Source organism: Rhodoferax sp. AJA081-3, assembly GCF_017798165.1.
GTDB lineage: Bacteria > Pseudomonadota > Gammaproteobacteria > Burkholderiales > Burkholderiaceae_C > Allorhodoferax.
Map to the genome: position 1 here is coordinate 4456046 of NZ_CP059068.1, position 18719 is coordinate 4474764.

At 57.9% G+C, this 18719-nt stretch carries 15 protein-coding genes; all 15 read left to right on the plus strand.

Annotated features, from left to right (window positions below; all coding sequences use genetic code 11):
* Nucleotides 1–5: 5 nt before the first annotated feature.
* Nucleotides 6–674: a type 4a pilus biogenesis protein PilO gene (locus tag HZ993_RS20815; RefSeq protein WP_209394608.1), complete on the plus strand. Its 669-nt coding sequence runs from the start codon at nt 6–8 to the stop codon at nt 672–674.
* The gene (locus HZ993_RS20820; RefSeq protein ID WP_209394609.1) at nt 671–1219 is read left to right on the plus strand and encodes a pilus assembly protein PilP; all 549 of its coding nucleotides are present in this window, start codon (nt 671–673) and stop codon (nt 1217–1219) included. The genes HZ993_RS20815 and HZ993_RS20820 overlap by 4 nt, the downstream gene beginning before the upstream one ends.
* Entirely contained in the window at nt 1216–3366 is a 2151-nt protein-coding gene (pilQ, locus tag HZ993_RS20825) for a type IV pilus secretin PilQ (protein ID WP_209394610.1), read from the plus strand. Before HZ993_RS20820 ends, pilQ begins: the two co-directional genes overlap by 4 nt.
* A 31-nt stretch (nt 3367–3397) precedes the next feature.
* Nucleotides 3398–4684 (plus strand): hypothetical protein, encoded by a 1287-nt coding sequence (locus HZ993_RS20830; RefSeq protein ID WP_209394611.1) that lies wholly within the window; start codon nt 3398–3400, stop codon nt 4682–4684.
* Between the two features lie 40 nt (nt 4685–4724).
* Nucleotides 4725–5234 (plus strand): shikimate kinase, encoded by a 510-nt coding sequence (locus HZ993_RS20835; RefSeq protein ID WP_209398664.1) that lies wholly within the window; start codon nt 4725–4727, stop codon nt 5232–5234.
* A 6-nt stretch (nt 5235–5240) separates the two neighbouring features.
* Nucleotides 5241–6350 (plus strand): 3-dehydroquinate synthase, encoded by a 1110-nt coding sequence (aroB, locus tag HZ993_RS20840; RefSeq protein WP_209394612.1) that lies wholly within the window; start codon nt 5241–5243, stop codon nt 6348–6350.
* A 62-nt stretch (nt 6351–6412) separates the two neighbouring features.
* Nucleotides 6413–7564 carry a deoxyguanosinetriphosphate triphosphohydrolase gene (locus tag HZ993_RS20845; protein ID WP_209394613.1) on the plus strand — a complete coding sequence of 384 codons (1152 nt, stop codon included), beginning with the start codon at nt 6413–6415 and terminating at the stop codon, nt 7562–7564.
* A gap of 82 nt (nt 7565–7646) precedes the next feature.
* Nucleotides 7647–8294, plus strand: coding sequence for a hypothetical protein (locus HZ993_RS20850; protein WP_209394614.1), 648 nt, complete (start codon nt 7647–7649; stop codon nt 8292–8294).
* Nucleotides 8294–8878 (plus strand): DUF1415 domain-containing protein, encoded by a 585-nt coding sequence (locus HZ993_RS20855; RefSeq protein ID WP_209394615.1) that lies wholly within the window; start codon nt 8294–8296, stop codon nt 8876–8878. Before HZ993_RS20850 ends, HZ993_RS20855 begins: the two co-directional genes overlap by 1 nt.
* Nucleotides 8875–9780: an SAM-dependent methyltransferase gene (locus HZ993_RS20860; protein ID WP_209394616.1), complete on the plus strand. Its 906-nt coding sequence runs from the start codon at nt 8875–8877 to the stop codon at nt 9778–9780. The genes HZ993_RS20855 and HZ993_RS20860 overlap by 4 nt, the downstream gene beginning before the upstream one ends.
* 26 nt (nt 9781–9806) lie before the next feature.
* The gene (locus HZ993_RS20865; protein WP_209394617.1) at nt 9807–10508 is read left to right on the plus strand and encodes a transposase; all 702 of its coding nucleotides are present in this window, start codon (nt 9807–9809) and stop codon (nt 10506–10508) included.
* 177 nt (nt 10509–10685) lie between these two features.
* Nucleotides 10686–15419: a glutamate synthase-related protein gene (locus HZ993_RS20870; RefSeq protein ID WP_209394618.1), complete on the plus strand. Its 4734-nt coding sequence runs from the start codon at nt 10686–10688 to the stop codon at nt 15417–15419.
* 34 nt (nt 15420–15453) lie between these two features.
* A complete protein-coding gene (locus tag HZ993_RS20875; protein WP_209394619.1) occupies nt 15454–16920 on the plus strand; it encodes a glutamate synthase subunit beta in 1467 nt (488 codons plus the stop codon).
* Between the two features lie 164 nt (nt 16921–17084).
* The gene (locus tag HZ993_RS20880; protein WP_209394620.1) at nt 17085–17939 is read left to right on the plus strand and encodes an ABC transporter ATP-binding protein; all 855 of its coding nucleotides are present in this window, start codon (nt 17085–17087) and stop codon (nt 17937–17939) included.
* Entirely contained in the window at nt 17936–18718 is a 783-nt protein-coding gene (gene mlaE / locus HZ993_RS20885) for a lipid asymmetry maintenance ABC transporter permease subunit MlaE (RefSeq protein WP_209394621.1), read from the plus strand. Before HZ993_RS20880 ends, mlaE begins: the two co-directional genes overlap by 4 nt.
* Nucleotide 18719: the final 1 nt, after the last annotated feature.

Below are 18719 nucleotides of genomic sequence, written 5' to 3' on the forward strand. Positions count from 1 at the left end.
TCTAAATGGCTACCAAAACATTAGGTTCAATTGATTTTGCGGAAATTCAGCGAACGCTGGCCGCTCAGTTTAGCGGGTTGGATCCCAAGGACCCTACTTCTTGGCCCTCAATACCACGCTACGCACTGTTTCTTGCGGTTGCAGTGTTAATTGTTGTTGCACTCTGGTTCGTCTGGTTGACGGGTGAAGATGACATCCTGAAGCAAGAAGAGGCCAAGGAGGTCAAACTTCGTGCGGATTACAAGGTAAAGCTTACCAAGGCCGTCAACCTGGAGGTGCTCAAGAAGCAGCGTGAGCAGGTTCTCCAGTATGTGACGCAGCTCGAAAAACAGTTGCCCAGTAAGGCGGAAATGGATGCTTTGCTCTCCGACATTAACCAAGCTGGTTTGGGGCGTAGTCTGCAGTTTGACATTTTTCGCCCGGGCCAGGTTGCGGTAAGGGACTATTACGCTGAACTTCCTATCTCGATCCGTGTTACTGGTAAATACCACGACATTGGTGCGTTTGCATCGGATATTGCAAATCTGTCCCGGATTGTCACGCTCAACAATCTGGCAATAGCGCCCAGAACAGATGGTGTGCTAGTTTTGGATTCCACTGCGAAGACCTTTCGCTATCTGGACAAGGACGAGGTTGCAGCGCAGAGCAAAGCTACCAAGGGGGCCAAGAAATGAAACGGTTGCCCTATTTTTTCATGGCTGTGTGTGTGTCGTCGGCGTTGATGAGTGGATGTGGCGCGTCAAAGGATGACGATATTCGACAGTGGATGGTTGATGAGAGAAATAAGACGCGCCCCAAAGTAGATCCTATTCCTGCGCCCAAGCAGTTCAAGCCAGAATCTTATACAAACGCAGCCACGACAGAGCCATTCAGTAAGGAAAAGTTGACGCAGGCGCTGAAACGGGACTCTGCGCAGGTCGTTGCCAACGGGGCGTTGGTAGCTCCGGAGTTGGCTCGCCGAAAGGAGCCGCTGGAGGCATTTCCCGTGGACTCAATGAGCCTGGTGGGGAGCATCGTAAAAGAAGGTCAACCGGTCGCGTTGGTCAAGGTCGATAACTTGTTGTACCAGGTCAAGCAGGGTAACTATTTGGGGCAGAACTTTGGCAAGGTCGTGAAAATCAATGAGACCGAGGTGACGCTGCGTGAAATCGTGCAGGATGCAGTGGGCGAGTGGATAGAACGCGTGGCGACATTGCAGTTGCAAGAGAGGTCTAAATGAAAAATCAAAATCAGCGATTGGGTTTGCACATGTTGCATAGGTTTGTATTTTTGGCCGCACTGGCATTGGGTGTTAACGCCCAAGCGCAGACCGTGATTGAGTCTGTGACAGCATCCGTTCAAGGCGGCACCGAGGTCGTTCGTATTGACCTAAGTAAAGCCCTAGCAGCAGTGCCGACCGGGTTTTCCATACAGTCTCCTGCGCGAATTGCCCTGGATTTTCCAGGTGTTACAAGCGCAGTAGGGCGCTCCAATATTGACATTAATCAGGGCAATTTGAAGTCCGCTAGTGTGGTGCAGGCTGGCGAGCGCACGCGTGTTGTCCTGAATTTGAAGTACCCCACGGCCTACACGGCTGAGATTCAAGGCAAGTCTCTCTTAGTGGTGCTGGAGACTGTCTCTCCAAGCACGCCTGCTGCGACAGTTGCGTCAACCTTTGCAGAAAGCAGAAGTCGAGATTCGGCGCCATTGAAAGATCTGGACTTCCGTCGTACAACCGATGGGGCAGGGCGTGTCGTCGTTACGCTGCCAAATAATCAAGTAGGTGTTGATATCCGTCAACAAGGTCAAACTCTTGTGGTGGACTTTATGAAGTCGACGTTGCCCGAGGGAATGCGTAGACGGTTAGACGTTACTGACTTTGGTACGCCTATCAAGTCCGTAACAACAACACAGACTGGCGATAGGGTGCGCATGGTCATTGAACCGGCGGGTCAATGGGAGCACAGTGCCTACCAGAGTGATGAGCAGTTCGTTATTGAGGTCAAAGAAATCAAAATCGACCCCAAGAAGTTGACGCAGGGCGTAGGCTACACCGGACAAAAGCTGTCTTTGAATTTTCAGAACATTGAAGTACGCTCACTGTTGCAGGTTATTGCAGATTTCACGAATTTCAATATTGTCACATCAGACTCTGTTTCGGGATCGGTCACGCTGCGTTTGCAGGATGTTCCCTGGGATCAAGCGCTTGACATCATATTGCAGGCCAAGGGATTAGGATTGCGCAAGAGCGGGAATGTACTGTGGGTAGCACCAAAGGACGAAATTGCGGCTAAAGAAAAACTGGATTTGGAGTCAGTTGTTGCTGTTCAAGGTTTAGAACCATTGCGGACACAGTCTTTCCAGATTAACTATGCAAAGGCTGAAGAAATCGCAGCCTACTTCCGTGCAGATGGTGGCGGTGAGAAGGGCGCTGCGCGCATCTTGAGTACCCGCGGTAGTGTGATTGCAGAGAAGCGTACCAATCAGCTGTTTGTGACCGACATTCCCAGCAAGCTGGAACAGATTCAGGTGCTGATTGCCAAACTGGATATTGCTGTCCGTCAAGTATTGATTGAGGCTCGTATCGTGGAAGCGACCGATACATTTGGTAAGTCATTAGGCGTCAAGCTTGGCGGGTATGACGCACGGGCAAAGTCAGGAGGCGATGGTGGATATCAGATCAACGGGGACAACCGAGTGGCGTTTGGCGCTAGCTATGCTAACGTCACCAAAACTTCTGATGGCTTAGTGGAGGGAAGAATTGTGTCATCGGGGCCGGGTGGTGAGTTCCTGACAATGCCCGCGGTGGTTAATTACCCAGCGCTGTCCAGTCCTGCTCAGTTTGCGGTGTCTATTTTTAACGCGAGTGCAAATCGCTTTTTGAATCTTGAGATTTCAGCGCTCGAGGCTGACGGCAAAGGCAAGGTTGTGTCCAGCCCGCGGGTGGTGACAGCGGACCAAGTCCAGGCCATCATTGAGCAAGGTGAGGAACTACCCTACCAGGTAGCCTCAGCCAGTGGCGCAACATCCATCGCGTTTCGAAAAGCCAACTTAAAGCTGGAAGTAACGCCGCAAATCACGCCCGAAGGCAGCATCATTCTCAAGCTGGATGTCACCAAAGACACGGTTGGCCGTTTGACCACTGCTGGATTCGCCATCGACACCAAGCACATTAAAACGGAAGTGTTAGTGGAAAATGGTGGCACTGTTGTGATTGGTGGAATCTATGCTGAAACCACCAAAGAAGACGAGACTCGGGTTCCACTTCTGGGTGAATTGCCCGTGGTTGGTAATCTGTTCAAGACAAAGGCGCGGTCTACAAGCAAGACTGAACTGTTGGTGTTTATTACGCCTAAACTGATTTCTGATCGCGGCGCAACGCGATAATCTATACAACCCGACAACATACGAGTTCATCATGCGCCTTTTATCCTATTTGACGACGTTCTTACTTGCCTTTTTGCTAGCTTCCTGCGGCGGTGGCGGTGGCTCTCCTGGCGTGGGCTCGGGGTCAGTACAGTCTTTTATGGTTGCTGCTCCTTCGGCTCTAACTTTGCAAGTCGGTTTGACTCAGCAGTACACGGTTCAAGGGGGCGTCAAACCGTATACAGTGTTTAGCTCTGACCCTGCCGTTGCAGTGGGTTGGTTGGTAGGGGAAAACGTCTTGGCAGTAGGCACAACGTCGGCAGGGTTGGCTACAGTAACGGTACAAGACTCGAAGGGAGCCAAGTTCGACATGGCTGTGACCGCTGGATCGAGTACGACCTTCTTCACGACTGCGCCTGGAGCTCTAAGCTTAGCTCCTGGAGCTCTCGGATCGCAGACCTACAAGTTGCGTGGCGGTACCAAGCCTTACAAAGCTGTCAGCAGTTTCCCTCGCGCGGTTTCTGTGGAGATCGTTGGCGACGACGTAATAATTACTGCTCTTCAGGTCGCGGGAAGTCCTGGCGCCGTTCAATCCGCAATTGTTACTATGACGGATTCTTCTTCACCCCCCGTCGCTCTCACAACAACAGTCTCGTTAACTTCTATACCTTTGTTCGTAACGCCTTCAGCCCTAACTGGTTTTGTGGGTGATATTTTTAGAGCGGTGGTCACGGGTGGCACGCCACCTTACCGGGCCCTTGTCAATATCGATGAGTCGCTGTTGTCAGCAAGGATTGTCAATGGCAATCAACTGGAAGTTGTTGGCGGGCAAGTTGTGACGGCTGCTGGGGTGCAGGTATTGGATGCCAATAATGTGTCTGTAAGCGTGACCTTCACGCTATCTGCGGCAGGGCAAGACGTTCTGCGCATTCAGCCTGCGACTTTGAGTTTTCCCGAAAACGCCACGACTCCAAACATTACCATCCAAGCCTATGGAGCTTCAGCCGTTGGAGGAATTCAGGTATTCAGTAGCAACCCGGCATTGCTTGCACCTCAAACGCCTGTCAGGAATGCGGATGGCAGTGGGTATGCGATTACGTTGACTGGAGGTAATACATGTTCAGCTGCCGTTCCGGGGGTCGATAATACTGTCCCGCCCGATGGTGATTTCACTGATGCAGTAGGTGTGCCTACTGTGGTTGCTCAGCCAGCCGCCGATGTTTTACCGCTGGTAAATAGCGGTAATCGTACGGTCACTATTACTGTGCTGGATGCCAAAGGCAAGTCGGGAACAAGCACAATTACCATCACAGATGCCAACGGTAGAGTAGGCTGTTAACAGGAGACCTAGCCCTTGGGGGGTTCTTGTGATAGCCTTGATCGGCCTCCCCGGCTCCGGTAAATCCACCGTCGGGCGACAACTCGCCCGACGGCTCCAGCTTCCCTTTTTTGATTCCGATCACGTTATCGAAGAGCGCCTGGGCTGCTCGATCCGGGTGGCCTTCGAGCGTGATGGTGAAGCGTCGTTTCGGGATCTTGAAGAATCCGTTCTTGACGAATTGACGCGGTTGCCCCGCGCGGTGGTCTCAACCGGTGGCGGTGCAGTGTTACGGCCCGCAACACGCAAGCACCTGCATGACCGCGGGTACGTGGTCTACCTCAACTCCAGTCCAGACGAGATTGCACGCCGCCTCAAGCACGATACCAGCCGCCCGCTGTTGCAAGTGGACGACCCGGTCAGCCGTTTGCGGGACCTGTACGCAGCGCGCGATCCTCTCTACCGGGAAACAGCCCACTTCACCGTAGAAACCGGCCGCCCGTCGGTGGGAACCTTGGTCAATATGATTGTTATGCAGCTGGAGCTTGCGGGGGCGCATCCTCTAAACTAGCGTGCTATGCAAGCACCGATATCCACACCGACCGTCCACATTGACCTGGGCGATCGCAGCTACCCCATTCTGATTGCCCCAGCCTTGCTGGATAACCCGGCATGCTTCGCGTCACTGCCCGCTGGCAACACGGCGCTGATTGTGACCAATGTCACCGTCGGCCCTCTGTACGCCCAGCGCCTGCAAGTTACCTTGCTGAAGCAATACAAGGCAGTACATGTCGTCACCTTGCCCGACGGGGAAGAACACAAGACTTGGCAGACGCTCAACTCCATATTTGATGCCCTGCTGGCCCACGCTTGTGACCGCAAAACGGTGTTGTTTGCCTTGGGCGGTGGGGTGGTAGGGGACATGACGGGTTTCGCTGCAGCCAGCTACATGCGCGGCGTACCCTTCGTGCAGGTTCCGACAACCTTGTTGTCCCAGGTCGATTCATCGGTAGGGGGCAAAACCGGTATCAACCACCCTCTGGGCAAAAACATGGTGGGTGCGTTTTACCAGCCGTTGCTGGTAGTGTGTGATCTGGACACCTTAAAAACCCTGCCCGCACGCGAACTCAGTGCGGGACTGGCGGAAGTCATCAAGTACGGACCGATTGCAGACCTCGTTTTCCTGGATTGGATAGAGGCCAACATGGATGCGCTGTTGCAGCGCGACGTTCCCGCCTTGGCTTACGCCATACAGCGCAGCTGCGAGATCAAAGCTTGGGTGGTGGGGCAGGACGAGCGCGAATCCGGCTTGCGTGCCATCCTCAATTTTGGCCATACCTTTGGACACGCAATTGAGGCGGGCATGGGTTATGGCAAGTGGTTGCATGGTGAGGCGGTGGGTTGTGGCATGGTCATGGCAGCAGAGCTGTCCCGTGAGCTCGGATTGGTGGATACGGCATTTGTGCAGCGGTTGCGTACTTTGGTGCAACGAGCAGGTCTGCCGGTGATTGGGCCGCGCCTGGATGCTGATGACAACGCAGGCCGCTACCTTGACCTGATGCGTGTGGACAAAAAGGCAGAAGGTGGTGAGATCCGATTTGTGGTGATCGACGGCCCTTCCCATGCCACATTGCGCGCTGCGCCTGACGCATTGGTCCGCAGGGTAGTGGATGCGTGTTGTGCTTGATTTGCTACCAGTAAGATAGCAAATGAGCCAATAAGTACGGGGCTAACCTTGTTTTCTTCTATATGACATTGGCACCCTACGCCTGTGACCCCCTACAGTCGCGGGGCAGAAGATTCGCCGAACCCGATGCACCCACCCGTACGGCCTACCAGCGTGACCGGGACCGCATCGTCCACTCCACAGCGTTTCGTCGCCTGGTCTACAAGACCCAGGTGTTCCTCAACCATGAGGGTGATCTGTTCCGCACCCGGCTGACCCATTCGCTGGAGGTCGCCCAGTTGGGGCGGTCCATTGCACGTGCATTGCACCTCAACGAAGACCTGGTGGAGGCCATCGCCCTGGCCCACGATCTGGGGCACACCCCCTTTGGACACGCTGGGCAGGATGCACTCAACGACTGTATGCGGGCGCATGGTGGCTTTGAACACAACTTGCAGAGCCTGCGTGTGGTGGACCATCTGGAAGAGAGTTATCCGCAATTCAACGGGATCAACCTCACATTCGAAACACGCGAGGGCATTCTCAAACACTGTTCCCGCGCCCATGCGCAGGCCTTGGAGGCGAGCGAGCCCGACGGCGTGGGCCGGCGATTTTTGGAAGGCACCCAACCCAGCCTGGAAGCCCAGTTGTGCAACCTGGCGGATGAGATAGCCTACAACTCCCACGACATCGACGACGGTATGCGCTCAGGCCTCATCACCATGGATCAGCTGCAGGAGGTTCCGCTGTTTGAACACCACCACTTCCAGACCTTGCGGGACTATCCCGAGTTGGCGACCAAACAGCACCACCGACGTCTGCTGTTTGAAGTGATACGCCGCATGCTGAGCGCGCAGGTGTACGACCTGATTGCGGTCAGCCAGTCTCGCCTGGCTGTGGCCGTGCCCGGCAGTCCCAATGAGATTCGCAACACCGCCCCGTTGCTGGCGTTTGGCGCAGACATGCGCAAAAACGCCACACAGCTCAAGCAGTTTCTGTTTCGCAACCTGTACCGCCATCCGCAGGTGATGCAAACCACCGACCTTGCCAAACAGATCGTCAGAGATTTGTTTGACGCCTACACCACTGCGCCAGCGGAAATACCGGGAAATGTCGACACGCAACAGGAAGCGCTGCCCTTGGCGCGCGTGATTGCCGACTACGTCGCGGGTATGACCGACCGATTTGCTTCCCGCGAGCACCATCGTCTGACAGGTAAACGGCTGCTGGTTTGACGGTACTGAGCCCTTGCATCCTGTAAGCAATTGTTAGAGGCATCGCTAAAATGCGGAAAACAGATATGAGAGCGGAGGGGCTTTGAGTTTCCTGAACCAACTGAAGCAGCAGGCGAGTGCACTTCAAGTCAAACAAACGGCCGAGCTGCAAAACATCGAAGCCAATACCGAGGCGACGGAATGGGCCTGCCAGGTTGCCTGGAAATACTTGCAGGACCTGGCGAAACACCTCAGCGTTATCACACCGGACGCACCCCGATTCTCTTTGGACGGCAAGACGCCTTGGCCACCCATGAAGCTGGTCAACTTCCGTGCCGACTTCCGCAAGAAAAAACTGCGCGACAAAGAGGTCTACGACTACATCGCCATGGGCTGGGACATAGTGCCCAAGTCGGGTTTGTCTATTGGCGGTTCGGTGAGTGTCAACTTTCCCCCCGAACTAGAACGTGTGCAGAAGCGACTCGCCTTTGGCCATGTTGAGCATGAACAAAAGAACCTGCGCCACCCCGAGAAGAACACCCTCCAAGCGATTTGTTTTGAGTACGTGACCAAGGCGCGGGGCAACGTAACGGTTGCCGCAGACCACGACAACGGCAACCTGATTTTCCGTTTGGCCAATGCCGACGGATTTGGCGTGGAGACCAGTACCTGGGCAGCAACAAAAATCGACTACGAAACCTTGGACGAGTTGGCCAAGATGGTTGTTGCGCAGCCCAACCGGTTCCGGTGATGCAGGAACATGCTTCCAACGATGATGGTGTTGTAGTAGCAGACACCCAGCGCTGGCTGCAGCGCGCGGTGATCGGCCTGAACCTGTGCCCGTTTGCCAAGGCGGTGGAGGTGAAAGGCCAGATCCACTATGCCGTGAGCCGGTCCGTGGACTTCAAGGACCTGCTGGACGATCTCGGCAATGAGTTAAAAGACCTCGCAACCCTCACCCCTGCTATACGAGATACTACACTTTTGATAGCATCCGACGGATTGACCGACTTCCTGGAGTTCAACGACTTCCTGGCCCAGGCCAACCGCTTGCTGGCGAAGCGAGGATACGCGGGCATCTTCCAGATCGCCAGCCTGCACCCACACTACGAGTTCGCCGACGCCCAGCCGGATGACATGGCCAATTTCACCAACCGCTCGCCGTACCCCACCTTGCACATCCTGCGTGAGGAAAGCATAGACCGCGCGGTCAAGGCGTTCCCCCATGCTGAGACCATCTTCCAGGCCAATATCGACACCATGCGGCGGATCGGCCCCCCGGGTTGGGACGCGCTCGGCGTGGGCGCCAGCCCACATGGCAAGATAGGCCCATGAAACAACGCAAAAACGCCGGTGATGCCGCTGCACAGACGCCACCGCAACGAACCAGGCCAGCCCCGACCAATCCCCTGGAATCCGAGCTGCGACCCGGCCAAAGTATTGAACTGCTGAAAGAACTGCACATCCTCACCCGCGAGGGCAAGCTCAACCAGGACTCGCGGCGCAAACTCAAACAGGTCTACCACCTTTACCAGTTCATCGAAAAGCTGCTGCTGGAGCTGCCCACCGCAGGGGAGGGCGCGACGTTGGCCGACCACGGTGCAGGCAAGTCTTACCTGGGTTTCATCATCTATGACCTGTTCTTCAAAAGTTTGAAGGCCGGCCACATTTACGGTGTGGAGTCACGGTCAGAGCTGGTTCAAAAGTCCCGCGAATTGGCGACACGCTTGGGCTTTGAGCGCATGTCCTTCTTGAACGTCACCGTGGCCGAGTCAACGGATTCGGACGCCATGCCAAACCAGATCGATGTGGTCACCGCCCTGCATGCCTGCGACACGGCCACCGACGACGCCATCGCCTTTGGCCTGCAGAAGAAGGCGCGTTGCCTGGTGCTGGTGCCCTGCTGCCAGGCCGAAATCGCGCGCAACCTGAATGCCAGCAAGGCCTTGTCACTCAGCCGCACACCCCTGGCCGAGCTGTGGCGGCATCCGCTGCACACCCGAGAAATGGGCAGCCAGATCACCAATGTGCTGCGCTGCCTCTACCTGGAGGCCTGCGGCTACCAAGTCACGGTGACCGAGCTGGTGGGTTGGGAGCACAGCATGAAGAACGAGCTCATCATCGCCCGCCGCAGCAACAAGCCCAATCGCGCAGCGGCAGACCGGCTGGCGGCGCTGCTGGATGAGTTTGGGCTCTCGGCCCTGCGGGAAACACGCTTCGCGTTGCCAGTGCAATAATTGGGGTCAGATTCCAATAAAGCACCATGGCCCGCCTCCCGCGCCTGACCTTACCCGGTCACCCCCACCATGTGATCCAGCGGGGGAATAACCGCCAGGCGATCTTTGCGTCCAGCGCCGACTACCAGACCATGCTGGACCTGCTGGACGAAAACGCCCGCAAATTCAACGTTGCCATCCACGCCTATGTGCTGATGGGCAACCACTTCCACCTGCTGGCCACACCCGAGACCGCCGATGGTCTGCCGCAGATGATGCAGGCCGTCGGCAGGCGTTATGTGCGTTACTTCAACGACTGCCAGAAACGCACCGGCACCCTGTGGGAGGGGCGTTACAAATCCACACTGATACAGACCGAACGCTACCTGCTGGCATGTATGGCCTACATCGACCTCAACCCGGTCCGTGCCGATATGGTGGTCCAGGCCAAGGACTACCCCTGGTCCAGCCACGGCCATTACCTTGGTGCGCGGATCGACAAACTCATCACGCCGCACGCCCTTGTCTGGGCCTTGGGCAACACCCCTTTCGCACGCGAAGCGGCCTACGCCGATTTGGTGCAGGCCGGTATCAGCACGTCGCAGCAGCAGGCCCTGACCGACTCAGCGCTGCGTGGCTGGGCCTTGGGCGCGCCCGAGTTTGTGGAAAATTTGCAAAAAAAGACAACACGCCGCGTGTCCAAAGGCACTGCCGGCAGGCCGGTTTCCACACCAAAGACCAAGGATTAAATCGGGCTCTAGCCCCCGTCTAATAAGGTGCTCTTGCTACTATTTTTGATATGTCCCTAATTATTCTTTGATTGATTTTGTTGGTTATTAATTGGAATCTGACCCCAATTAATTTGCTTGGCACTCTTGTTGCATTGCAGTATTCTTCACTTCCATTGCAATTTTCAGAGGAACGCCATGACCACGGCAGCCGAAATCCAACACCTTCAGAACCACGGTTTGTATTCCAAAGAGCACGAGCATGACGCCTGTGGCGTCGGTTTTGTGGCCCACATCAAGGGCACCAAGTCGCACGACATCGTCAAGAATGCGCTGAAGATTCTGGACAACCTGGACCACCGGGGTGCGGTGGGTGCAGACAAACTGATGGGCGACGGCGCCGGCATCCTGATCCAGTTGCCCGACGCGTTGTACCGCGAAGAGATGGCCGCACAAGGCGTAACGCTGCCGCCACCCGGCGAATACGGCGTGGGGATGATCTTTCTGCCGAAGGAACATGCATCCCGCCTGGCCTGCGAGCAGGAGATGGAACGCGCGATCAAGGCCGAAGGCCAGGTGCTGCTGGGTTGGCGCGATGTGCCGGTGAACCGCGACATGCCCATGTCGCCCACTGTGCGCGAGAAAGAACCCATCCAGCGCCAGGTTTTCATAGGCCGCGGCCAGGACGTCATCGTGCAGGACGCGCTGGAGCGCAAGCTGTACGTGATCCGCAAGACCGCCAGCGCCGCCATCCAGAACCTGCACCTCAAGCACAGCAAAGAGTATTACGTGCCCAGCATGAGCAGCCGCACCGTGGTCTACAAGGGCTTGCTGCTGGCGGACCAGGTGGGCGTGTATTTCCTGGACCTGAGCGATGTGCGCTGCGTCTCCGCGTTGGGCCTGGTGCACCAGCGCTTCTCCACCAACACCTTCCCTGAGTGGCCGCTGGCCCACCCGTATCGTTATGTCGCGCACAACGGTGAAATCAACACCGTCAAGGGCAACTACAACTGGATGAAGGCGCGCGAAGGCGTGATGTCGTCCCCCGTGCTGGGCGCGGACTTGCAGAAGCTGTACCCCATCAGCTTTGCCAGCCAGTCCGACACGGCCACCTTCGACAACTGCCTGGAATTGCTGACCATGGCCGGTTACCCGCTGAGCCAGGCCGTCATGATGATGATCCCCGAGCCCTGGGAGCAGCACACCACCATGGATGGCCGCCGCAAGGCCTTCTACGAATACCACGCCGCGATGATGGAGCCGTGGGACGGGCCGGCCTCCATCGTGTTCACCGACGGTCGTCAGATCGGCGCCACGCTGGACCGCAACGGCCTGCGCCCCTCGCGCTACTGCATCACCGATGACGATCTGGTCATCATGGGTTCCGAGTCCGGCGTGTTGCCCGTGCCCGAGAACAAGATCGTGCGCAAATGGCGCCTGCAGCCCGGCAAGATGTTCTTGATCGACCTGGAACAGGGCCGCATGATCGACGACGAAGAGTTGAAGGCTAGCCTGGCCAACAGCAAGCCCTACAAGCAGTGGATCGAAAACTTGCGCATCCGGCTGGATGACGTGCAGGGCAGTGGCGAGCCGGCCAGCGAAATGGAAAGCCAGGTCAGCCTGCTGGATCGCCAGCAGGCCTTTGGCTTCACGCAGGAAGACCTGAAGTTCCTGATCGCCCCTATGGCTGCCGCTGGTGAAGAGGCTATTGGCTCCATGGGCAACGACAGCCCGCTGGCCGTGTTGTCCGACAAAAACAAGCCGCTGTACAACTACTTCAAGCAGTTGTTCGCCCAGGTGACCAACCCGCCGATCGACCCGATCCGCGAAGCCATCGTGATGAGCCTCGTGTCCTTCATCGGCCCCAAGCCCAACCTGTTGGACATCAACCAGGTCAACCCGCCCATGCGGATGGAGGTTAGCCAGCCGGTGCTGGACTTTGCCGACATGGCCAAGCTGCGCGATATTGAGAAGCACACGCAGGGCAAGTTCCGCAGCTACACGCTGGACATCACCTACCCACTGGCCTGGGGCCACGAGGGCGTGGAAGCCAAGCTGGCATCCTTGTGCGCCGAAGCGGTGGACGCGATCAAGGGTGGCAAAAACATCCTGATCATCAGCGACCGCGGTATCAGCGCCACGCAGGTGGCGATCCCCGCACTGCTGGCTTTGAGCGCCATCCACCAGCACTTGGTGATTGAAGGCCTGCGTACCACGGCCGGCCTGGTGGTCGAGACCGGTACTGCCCGCGAGGTGCACCACTTCGGCGTCTTGGCGGGTTACGGCGCAGAAGCCGTTCACCCCTACCTGGCCATGGAAACCCTGGTCAGCATCCACAAAGACCTGCCGGGCGATCTGTCCGCCGACAAGGCCATCTACAACTACGTCAAGGCGGTGGGCAAGGGACTAAGCAAGATCATGTCCAAGATGGGCGTGTCCACCTATATGAGCTACTGCGGCGCGCAGCTGTTCGAGGCCATTGGCCTGTCCAGCGCCACGGTGCAAAAATATTTCACCGGCACCCCCAGCCGCGTCGAAGGCATAGGTGTTTTCGAGATCGCCGAAGAAGCCATCCGTATGCACAAGGCTGCGTTTGGTAACGACCCGGTGTTGGCCAATGCGCTGGACGCCGGTGGTGAATATGCCTGGCGCGTGCGCGGCGAAGACCATATGTGGTCGCCCGACGCCATCGCCAAGCTGCAGCACAGCACCCGTTCCAACAACTGGAACACCTACAAGGAATACGCGCAGATCATCAACGACCAGAGCAAGCGCCACCTGACACTGCGCGGCCTGTTCGAGTTCAAGTTCGACCCTACCAAGGCCATTCCTGTGGATGAGGTCGAGCCCGCCAAGGAAATCGTCAAACGCTTCGCCACCGGCGCCATGTCGCTGGGTTCCATCAGCACCGAAGCCCACGCCACGCTGGCCATTGCGATGAACCGCATCGGCGGCAAGAGCAACACGGGCGAGGGCGGTGAAGACCCTGCGCGTTACCGCAACGAACTCAAAGGTATCCCGATCACCCAGGGTCAGACCATGGCCGACATCATCGGCAAGGATGTGGTGGAAGTCGACATCCCCATGAATGCCGGTGACAGCCTGCGTTCCCGCATCAAGCAGGTCGCGTCCGGTCGTTTCGGTGTCACCGCCGAGTACCTGTCCAGCGCCGACCAGATCCAGATCAAGATGGCCCAGGGCGCCAAACCGGGCGAGGGCGGGCAACTGCCCGGCGGCAAGGTGTCCGACTACATCGGTCGCCTGCGCCACTCGGTGCCCGGTGTGGGCCTGATTTCGCCCCCACCGCACCACGACATCTATTCGATCGAAGATCTGGCGCAGCTGATCCACGATCTGAAGAACGTGGCGCCGCACAGCTCCATCAGCGTCAAGCTGGTGTCCGAAATTGGCGTCGGCACCATCGCCGCGGGTGTGGCCAAGTGCAAGAGCGACCACGTGGTGATCGCCGGGCATGATGGTGGTACCGGCGCGTCGCCCTGGTCGTCGATCAAACATGCCGGCAGCCCTTGGGAAATCGGCCTGGCCGAGACGCAGCAAACCCTGGTGCTGAACCGCCTGCGCAGTCGTATCCGTGTGCAGGCTGACGGCCAGATGAAGACCGGCCGCGACGTCGCCATTGGCGCGCTGTTGGGTGCGGACGAGTTCGGCTTTGCGACCGCGCCGCTGGTGGTCGAAGGCTGCATCATGATGCGCAAGTGCCACCTCAACACCTGCCCGGTGGGCGTGGCCACGCAAGACCCCGCACTGCGTAAGAAGTTCTCCGGCAAGCCCGAGCATGTCGTCAATTACTTCTTCTTCATCGCCGAAGAAGTGCGCCAGATCATGGCCCAACTGGGCATCCGCAAGTTCGACGACCTGATTGGCCGCTCCGACCTGCTGGACATGCGCAAGGGAATCGAACACTGGAAGGCCAGCGGCCTGGATTTCAGCCGTTTGTTCGCCCAGCCACAAGTGCCGGCCGATGTGCCCCGCTACCAGACGCTGGAACAGGACCACGGTCTGGAAAAGGCGCTGGACAATGTGCTGATCGCCAAGTGCCGTGCCGCCATCGACAAGGGTGAGAAGGTGCAGTTCATGGAAGCCGCGCGCAACGTCAACCGTTCGGTCGGCGCCATGTTGTCCGGCGCGGTGACCAAGGTGCACCCCCAGGGTCTGCCCGACAACACCATCCACATCCAGCTGGAAGGCACGGGTGGCCAGTCCTTCGGCGCTTTCCTGACCAATGGCATCACGCTGTACTTGATTGGTGACGCCAATGACTACACCGGCAAGGGCCTCAGCGGTGGTCGTGTGGTGGTGCGCCCCAGCATCGACTTCCGTGGCGTGGCGGTCAACAACACCATCGTCGGCAACACCGTGATGTACGGTGCGACGGCGGGAGAGGCCTTCTTCAGCGGCGTGGGTGGCGAGCGCTTTGCGGTGCGCCTGTCGGGCGCCACTGCGGTTGTCGAGGGCACGGGTGACCACGGTTGCGAATACATGACCGGCGGCACGGTGGCCGTGCTGGGCAAAACCGGGCGCAACTTTGCGGCCGGCATGAGCGGCGGTATTGCCTACGTGTACGACGAAGACGGCCAGTTCGCCAAGCGTTGCAACACGGCCATGGTGTCCATGGAAAAAGTGTTGCCCGCTGCCGAGCAAGAGGCGTCTGTGCCCAAGGCCATCTGGCACCGCGGCCTGGCCGACGAAGTGCAACTGCGCAAATTGCTGGAAGAGCACAACCGCTGGACCGGCAGCAAACGCGCCCGCGACCTGCTGGACGACTGGGATACGGCCCGCGCCAAGTTCATCAAGGTCTTCCCCAACGAGTACAAACGTGCCCTGGGCGAGATTCATATGAAAAAGCAGGCTGTAGCCCCCGTGAAATCTGCATCTGCTGCTACAAAAAAAGTAGTGACCACCGGCAAATAACAAATCCGACTGACTAGATAGACAGGAAAGCATCATGGGAAAAGTCACTGGCTTCATGGAATACGAGCGCATCGAAGAGGGCTACAAGCCCGTTGCCGAGCGCGTGAAGCACTACAAAGAGTTCGTCATCGGTCTGGACGATGCACAGGCCAACAAACAGGCTGCGCGTTGTATGGACTGCGGCACGCCGTTTTGCAACAACGGCTGCCCGGTCAACAACATCATTCCGGATTTCAACGACATGGTGTTCCGCGACGACTGGAAGTCCGCTATCGACACGCTGCACAGCACCAACAACTTCCCGGAGTTCACCGGCCGCATCTGCCCTGCGCCCTGCGAGGCGGCCTGTACGCTGAATGTGAACGACGATGCGGTGGGTATCAAGTCGATTGAACACGCCATCATCGACCGCGCCTGGGCCGAGGGCTGGGTGTTGGCACAGCCGCCCAAGGTCAAGACTGGCAAGACGGTTGCGGTGGTGGGTTCCGGCCCGGCCGGCATGGCGGCGGCGCAACAGCTGGCACGTGCTGGCCATGCTGTGACGCTGTTTGAGAAGAATGACCGGGTTGGCGGCCTGCTGCGTTACGGCATCCCTGACTTCAAAATGGAGAAGTCGCACATCGACCGCCGCGTCGACCAGATGGTCAAGGAAGGCGTGACGATCCGCACTGGCGTGCTGATTGGCGAAATGCCCAAGGGTTCCAAAGTGACCAACTGGGCCAAGGAGACCATCTCGGCTGCGCAATTGCAAAAAGACTTTGACGCCGTGGTGTTGACCGGCGGTGCCGAGCAGTCGCGCGACCTGCCCGTGCCGGGCCGCGATCTGGACGGTATCCACTTTGCGATGGAGTTTCTGCCCCAGCAGAACAAAGTGAATGCCGGTGACAAGCTCAAGGGTCAGTTGCGTGCTGATGGCAAACACGTCATCGTCATCGGCGGTGGAGATACCGGCTCCGACTGCGTGGGCACCAGCAACCGCCACGGTGCGGTCAGCGTGACCCAGTTTGAATTGATGCCGCAGCCACCCGAAGAAGAAAACCGCCCGATGACCTGGCCCTATTGGCCGATCAAGCTGCGCACCAGCTCCAGCCACGAAGAAGGCTGCGAGCGCGAATTCGCCATTTCGACCAAGGAATTCATCGGCGAAAAAGGCAAGGTCACCGGCTTGAAGACCGTACGCGTCGAATGGAAAGACGGAAAAATGGTCGAAGTGGCCGGTTCAGAGCAGGTGCTGAAGGCTGACCTGGTGTTGCTGGCCATGGGTTTTGTGAATCCGGTCGCCACCATGCTGGAATCCTTTGGTGTCGACAAGGACGCCCGCGGTAATGCCAAAGCAAGCACTGACTTCATTGGCGGCTATGCCACCAACGTACCCAAGGTGTTTGCCGCTGGTGACGTGCGCCGCGGCCAAAGCCTGGTGGTCTGGGCCATCCGCGAAGGCCGTCAGGCCGCCCGTGCCGTGGACGAGTTCTTAATGGGAGTCAGCGACTTGCCGCGGTAATCTTGGCCCCCGCGCTCGCCCTCTTAGTGTGGCTCGCTGCCCCCCAAAGGGGGTGCAAGTCGCCTTGGGGCGGCCCGGCGGCGACTTGATACACCCCCGATACAAGGGTTTACACGAATCCCTTATCATCCAAGAGCCGGAAATTGCCCGGCTTTTGTTTTTTTATGGCCGCCAACCCAACCACCCCGCTCGTCGAGCTGCGCAACCTGAGCTTTGGCTACGGGGAGCGTGTCATATTGAATGACGTGTCGCTGACTGTGCCGCGTGGCAAGGTTACGGCGTTGATGGGTGCGTCCGGCGGCGGCAAGACCACCATCTTGCGGCTGATTGGTGGCCAGAACCGGGCGCAAAAAGGGCAGATGCTGTTTGACGGCCAGGACGTCACCCGCATGGGGACGGCAGAACTGTACGCCGCACGTCGCCGCATGGGCATGTTGTACCAGTTTGGTGCGCTGTTTGCCGACCTGAGTGTTTATGACAACGTGGCCTTTCCCCTGCGTGAGCACACCGATTTGTCCGAGGACATGGTCCACGACATCGTGCTGATGAAGCTCAATGCCGTCGGTTTGCGCAATGCGCGCAGCCTCATGCCCTCGGCCCTGTCGGGTGGCATGGCCCGTCGGGTGGCGTTGGCACGCGCCATTGCGTTGGACCCCGAGTTGGTCATGTACGACGAACCACTGACCGGCATTGACCCCATTTCGGTGGGCACCTCGGCACGCTTGATACGGCAGTTGAACGATTCCATGGGGCTGACCAGCATCTTTGTGTCGCACGAGCTGGAGCAGACCTTCACCATTGCCGACCACGTCATCATCCTGGCCAACGGCAAGGTGGCCTCGCAGGGCACGCCGCAAGACGTGTTGCGCAGTACCGATCCGCTGGTCTACCAGTATGTCAATGCATTGTCGGAAGGCCCTGTGCGTTTCCACTACCCGGCGCTCAGTGTGGAAGACGACTTTGGTCCGAATGCGGGCAGCGCGCAATTACAACAAAAACAGGTCGGAGTGAAGCGATGAGTTGGTACAAACCCGCCGACGTAGGCTTTGCCACCCGCAGCAAGCTCGCGGACATGGGGTATGCCGCACGGCTGTTCTTCAAGCTACTGGTGTCGGTGGTGCCGACCTTTAGACGCTTCGGCCTGGTCCGCGACCAGATCCATTTTCTCGGCAACTATTCGATGGCCATCATCGCGGTGTCCGGCCTGTTTGTGGGTTTTGTGTTTGGCCTGCAGGGTTATTACACATTGCAGCGTTATGGCTCGTCCGAGGCCTTGGGCCTTCTGGTTACGCTCAGCTTGGTGCGTGAACTAGGCCCTGTGGTGACGGCCTTGTTGTTTGCGGGCCGGGCCGGCACGTCACTCACCGCCGAGATTGGTTTGATGAAGGCGGGTGAACAAATCAGTGTCATGGAAATGATGGCGGTGGACCCCATCCAGCGGGTGCTGGCGCCACGGTTCTGGGCCGGCGTCATCGCCATGCCCTTGTTGGCCGCTGTGTTCAGCGCCATGGGTGTCATTGGCGGCTGGGCCGTCGGTGTGGTGATGATTGGTGTGGACGCGGGTTCGTTCTGGAGCCAGATTCAGGGCGGTGTTGATGTCTGGAAAGACGTGGGTAACGGCGTCATCAAGAGTTTTGTGTTTGGTTTGACGGTGACCTTTATCGCCGTGTTCCAGGGTTTTGAGGCGCAGGCGACTCCCGAAGGTGTGGCCAGCGCGACAACGCGCACGGTGGTGACCGCATCACTGGCGGTATTGGGTCTGGATTTCATCCTGACCGCAATGATGTTTACGATTTAGA

Bases quoted from the DNA above. Each gene is read 5' to 3' on its own strand.
- HZ993_RS20865 (WP_209394617.1), top strand. From the start codon at position 9,807: ATGGCCCGCCTCCCGCGCCTGACCTTACCCGGTCACCCCCACCATGTG.
- HZ993_RS20860 (WP_209394616.1), top strand. From the start codon at position 8,875: ATGAAACAACGCAAAAACGCCGGTGATGCCGCTGCACAGACGCCACCG.
- HZ993_RS20880 (WP_209394620.1), top strand. From the start codon at position 17,085: ATGGCCGCCAACCCAACCACCCCGCTCGTCGAGCTGCGCAACCTGAGC.
- HZ993_RS20845 (WP_209394613.1), top strand. From the start codon at position 6,413: ATGACATTGGCACCCTACGCCTGTGACCCCCTACAGTCGCGGGGCAGA.
- HZ993_RS20830 (WP_209394611.1), top strand. From the start codon at position 3,398: ATGCGCCTTTTATCCTATTTGACGACGTTCTTACTTGCCTTTTTGCTA.
- HZ993_RS20815 (WP_209394608.1), top strand. From the start codon at position 6: ATGGCTACCAAAACATTAGGTTCAATTGATTTTGCGGAAATTCAGCGA.
- aroB (WP_209394612.1), top strand. From the start codon at position 5,241: ATGCAAGCACCGATATCCACACCGACCGTCCACATTGACCTGGGCGAT.
- HZ993_RS20820 (WP_209394609.1), top strand. From the start codon at position 671: ATGAAACGGTTGCCCTATTTTTTCATGGCTGTGTGTGTGTCGTCGGCG.
- mlaE (WP_209394621.1), top strand. From the start codon at position 17,936: ATGAGTTGGTACAAACCCGCCGACGTAGGCTTTGCCACCCGCAGCAAG.
- HZ993_RS20875 (WP_209394619.1), top strand. From the start codon at position 15,454: ATGGGAAAAGTCACTGGCTTCATGGAATACGAGCGCATCGAAGAGGGC.
- HZ993_RS20855 (WP_209394615.1), top strand. From the start codon at position 8,294: ATGCAGGAACATGCTTCCAACGATGATGGTGTTGTAGTAGCAGACACC.
- HZ993_RS20870 (WP_209394618.1), top strand. From the start codon at position 10,686: ATGACCACGGCAGCCGAAATCCAACACCTTCAGAACCACGGTTTGTAT.
- pilQ (WP_209394610.1), top strand. From the start codon at position 1,216: ATGAAAAATCAAAATCAGCGATTGGGTTTGCACATGTTGCATAGGTTT.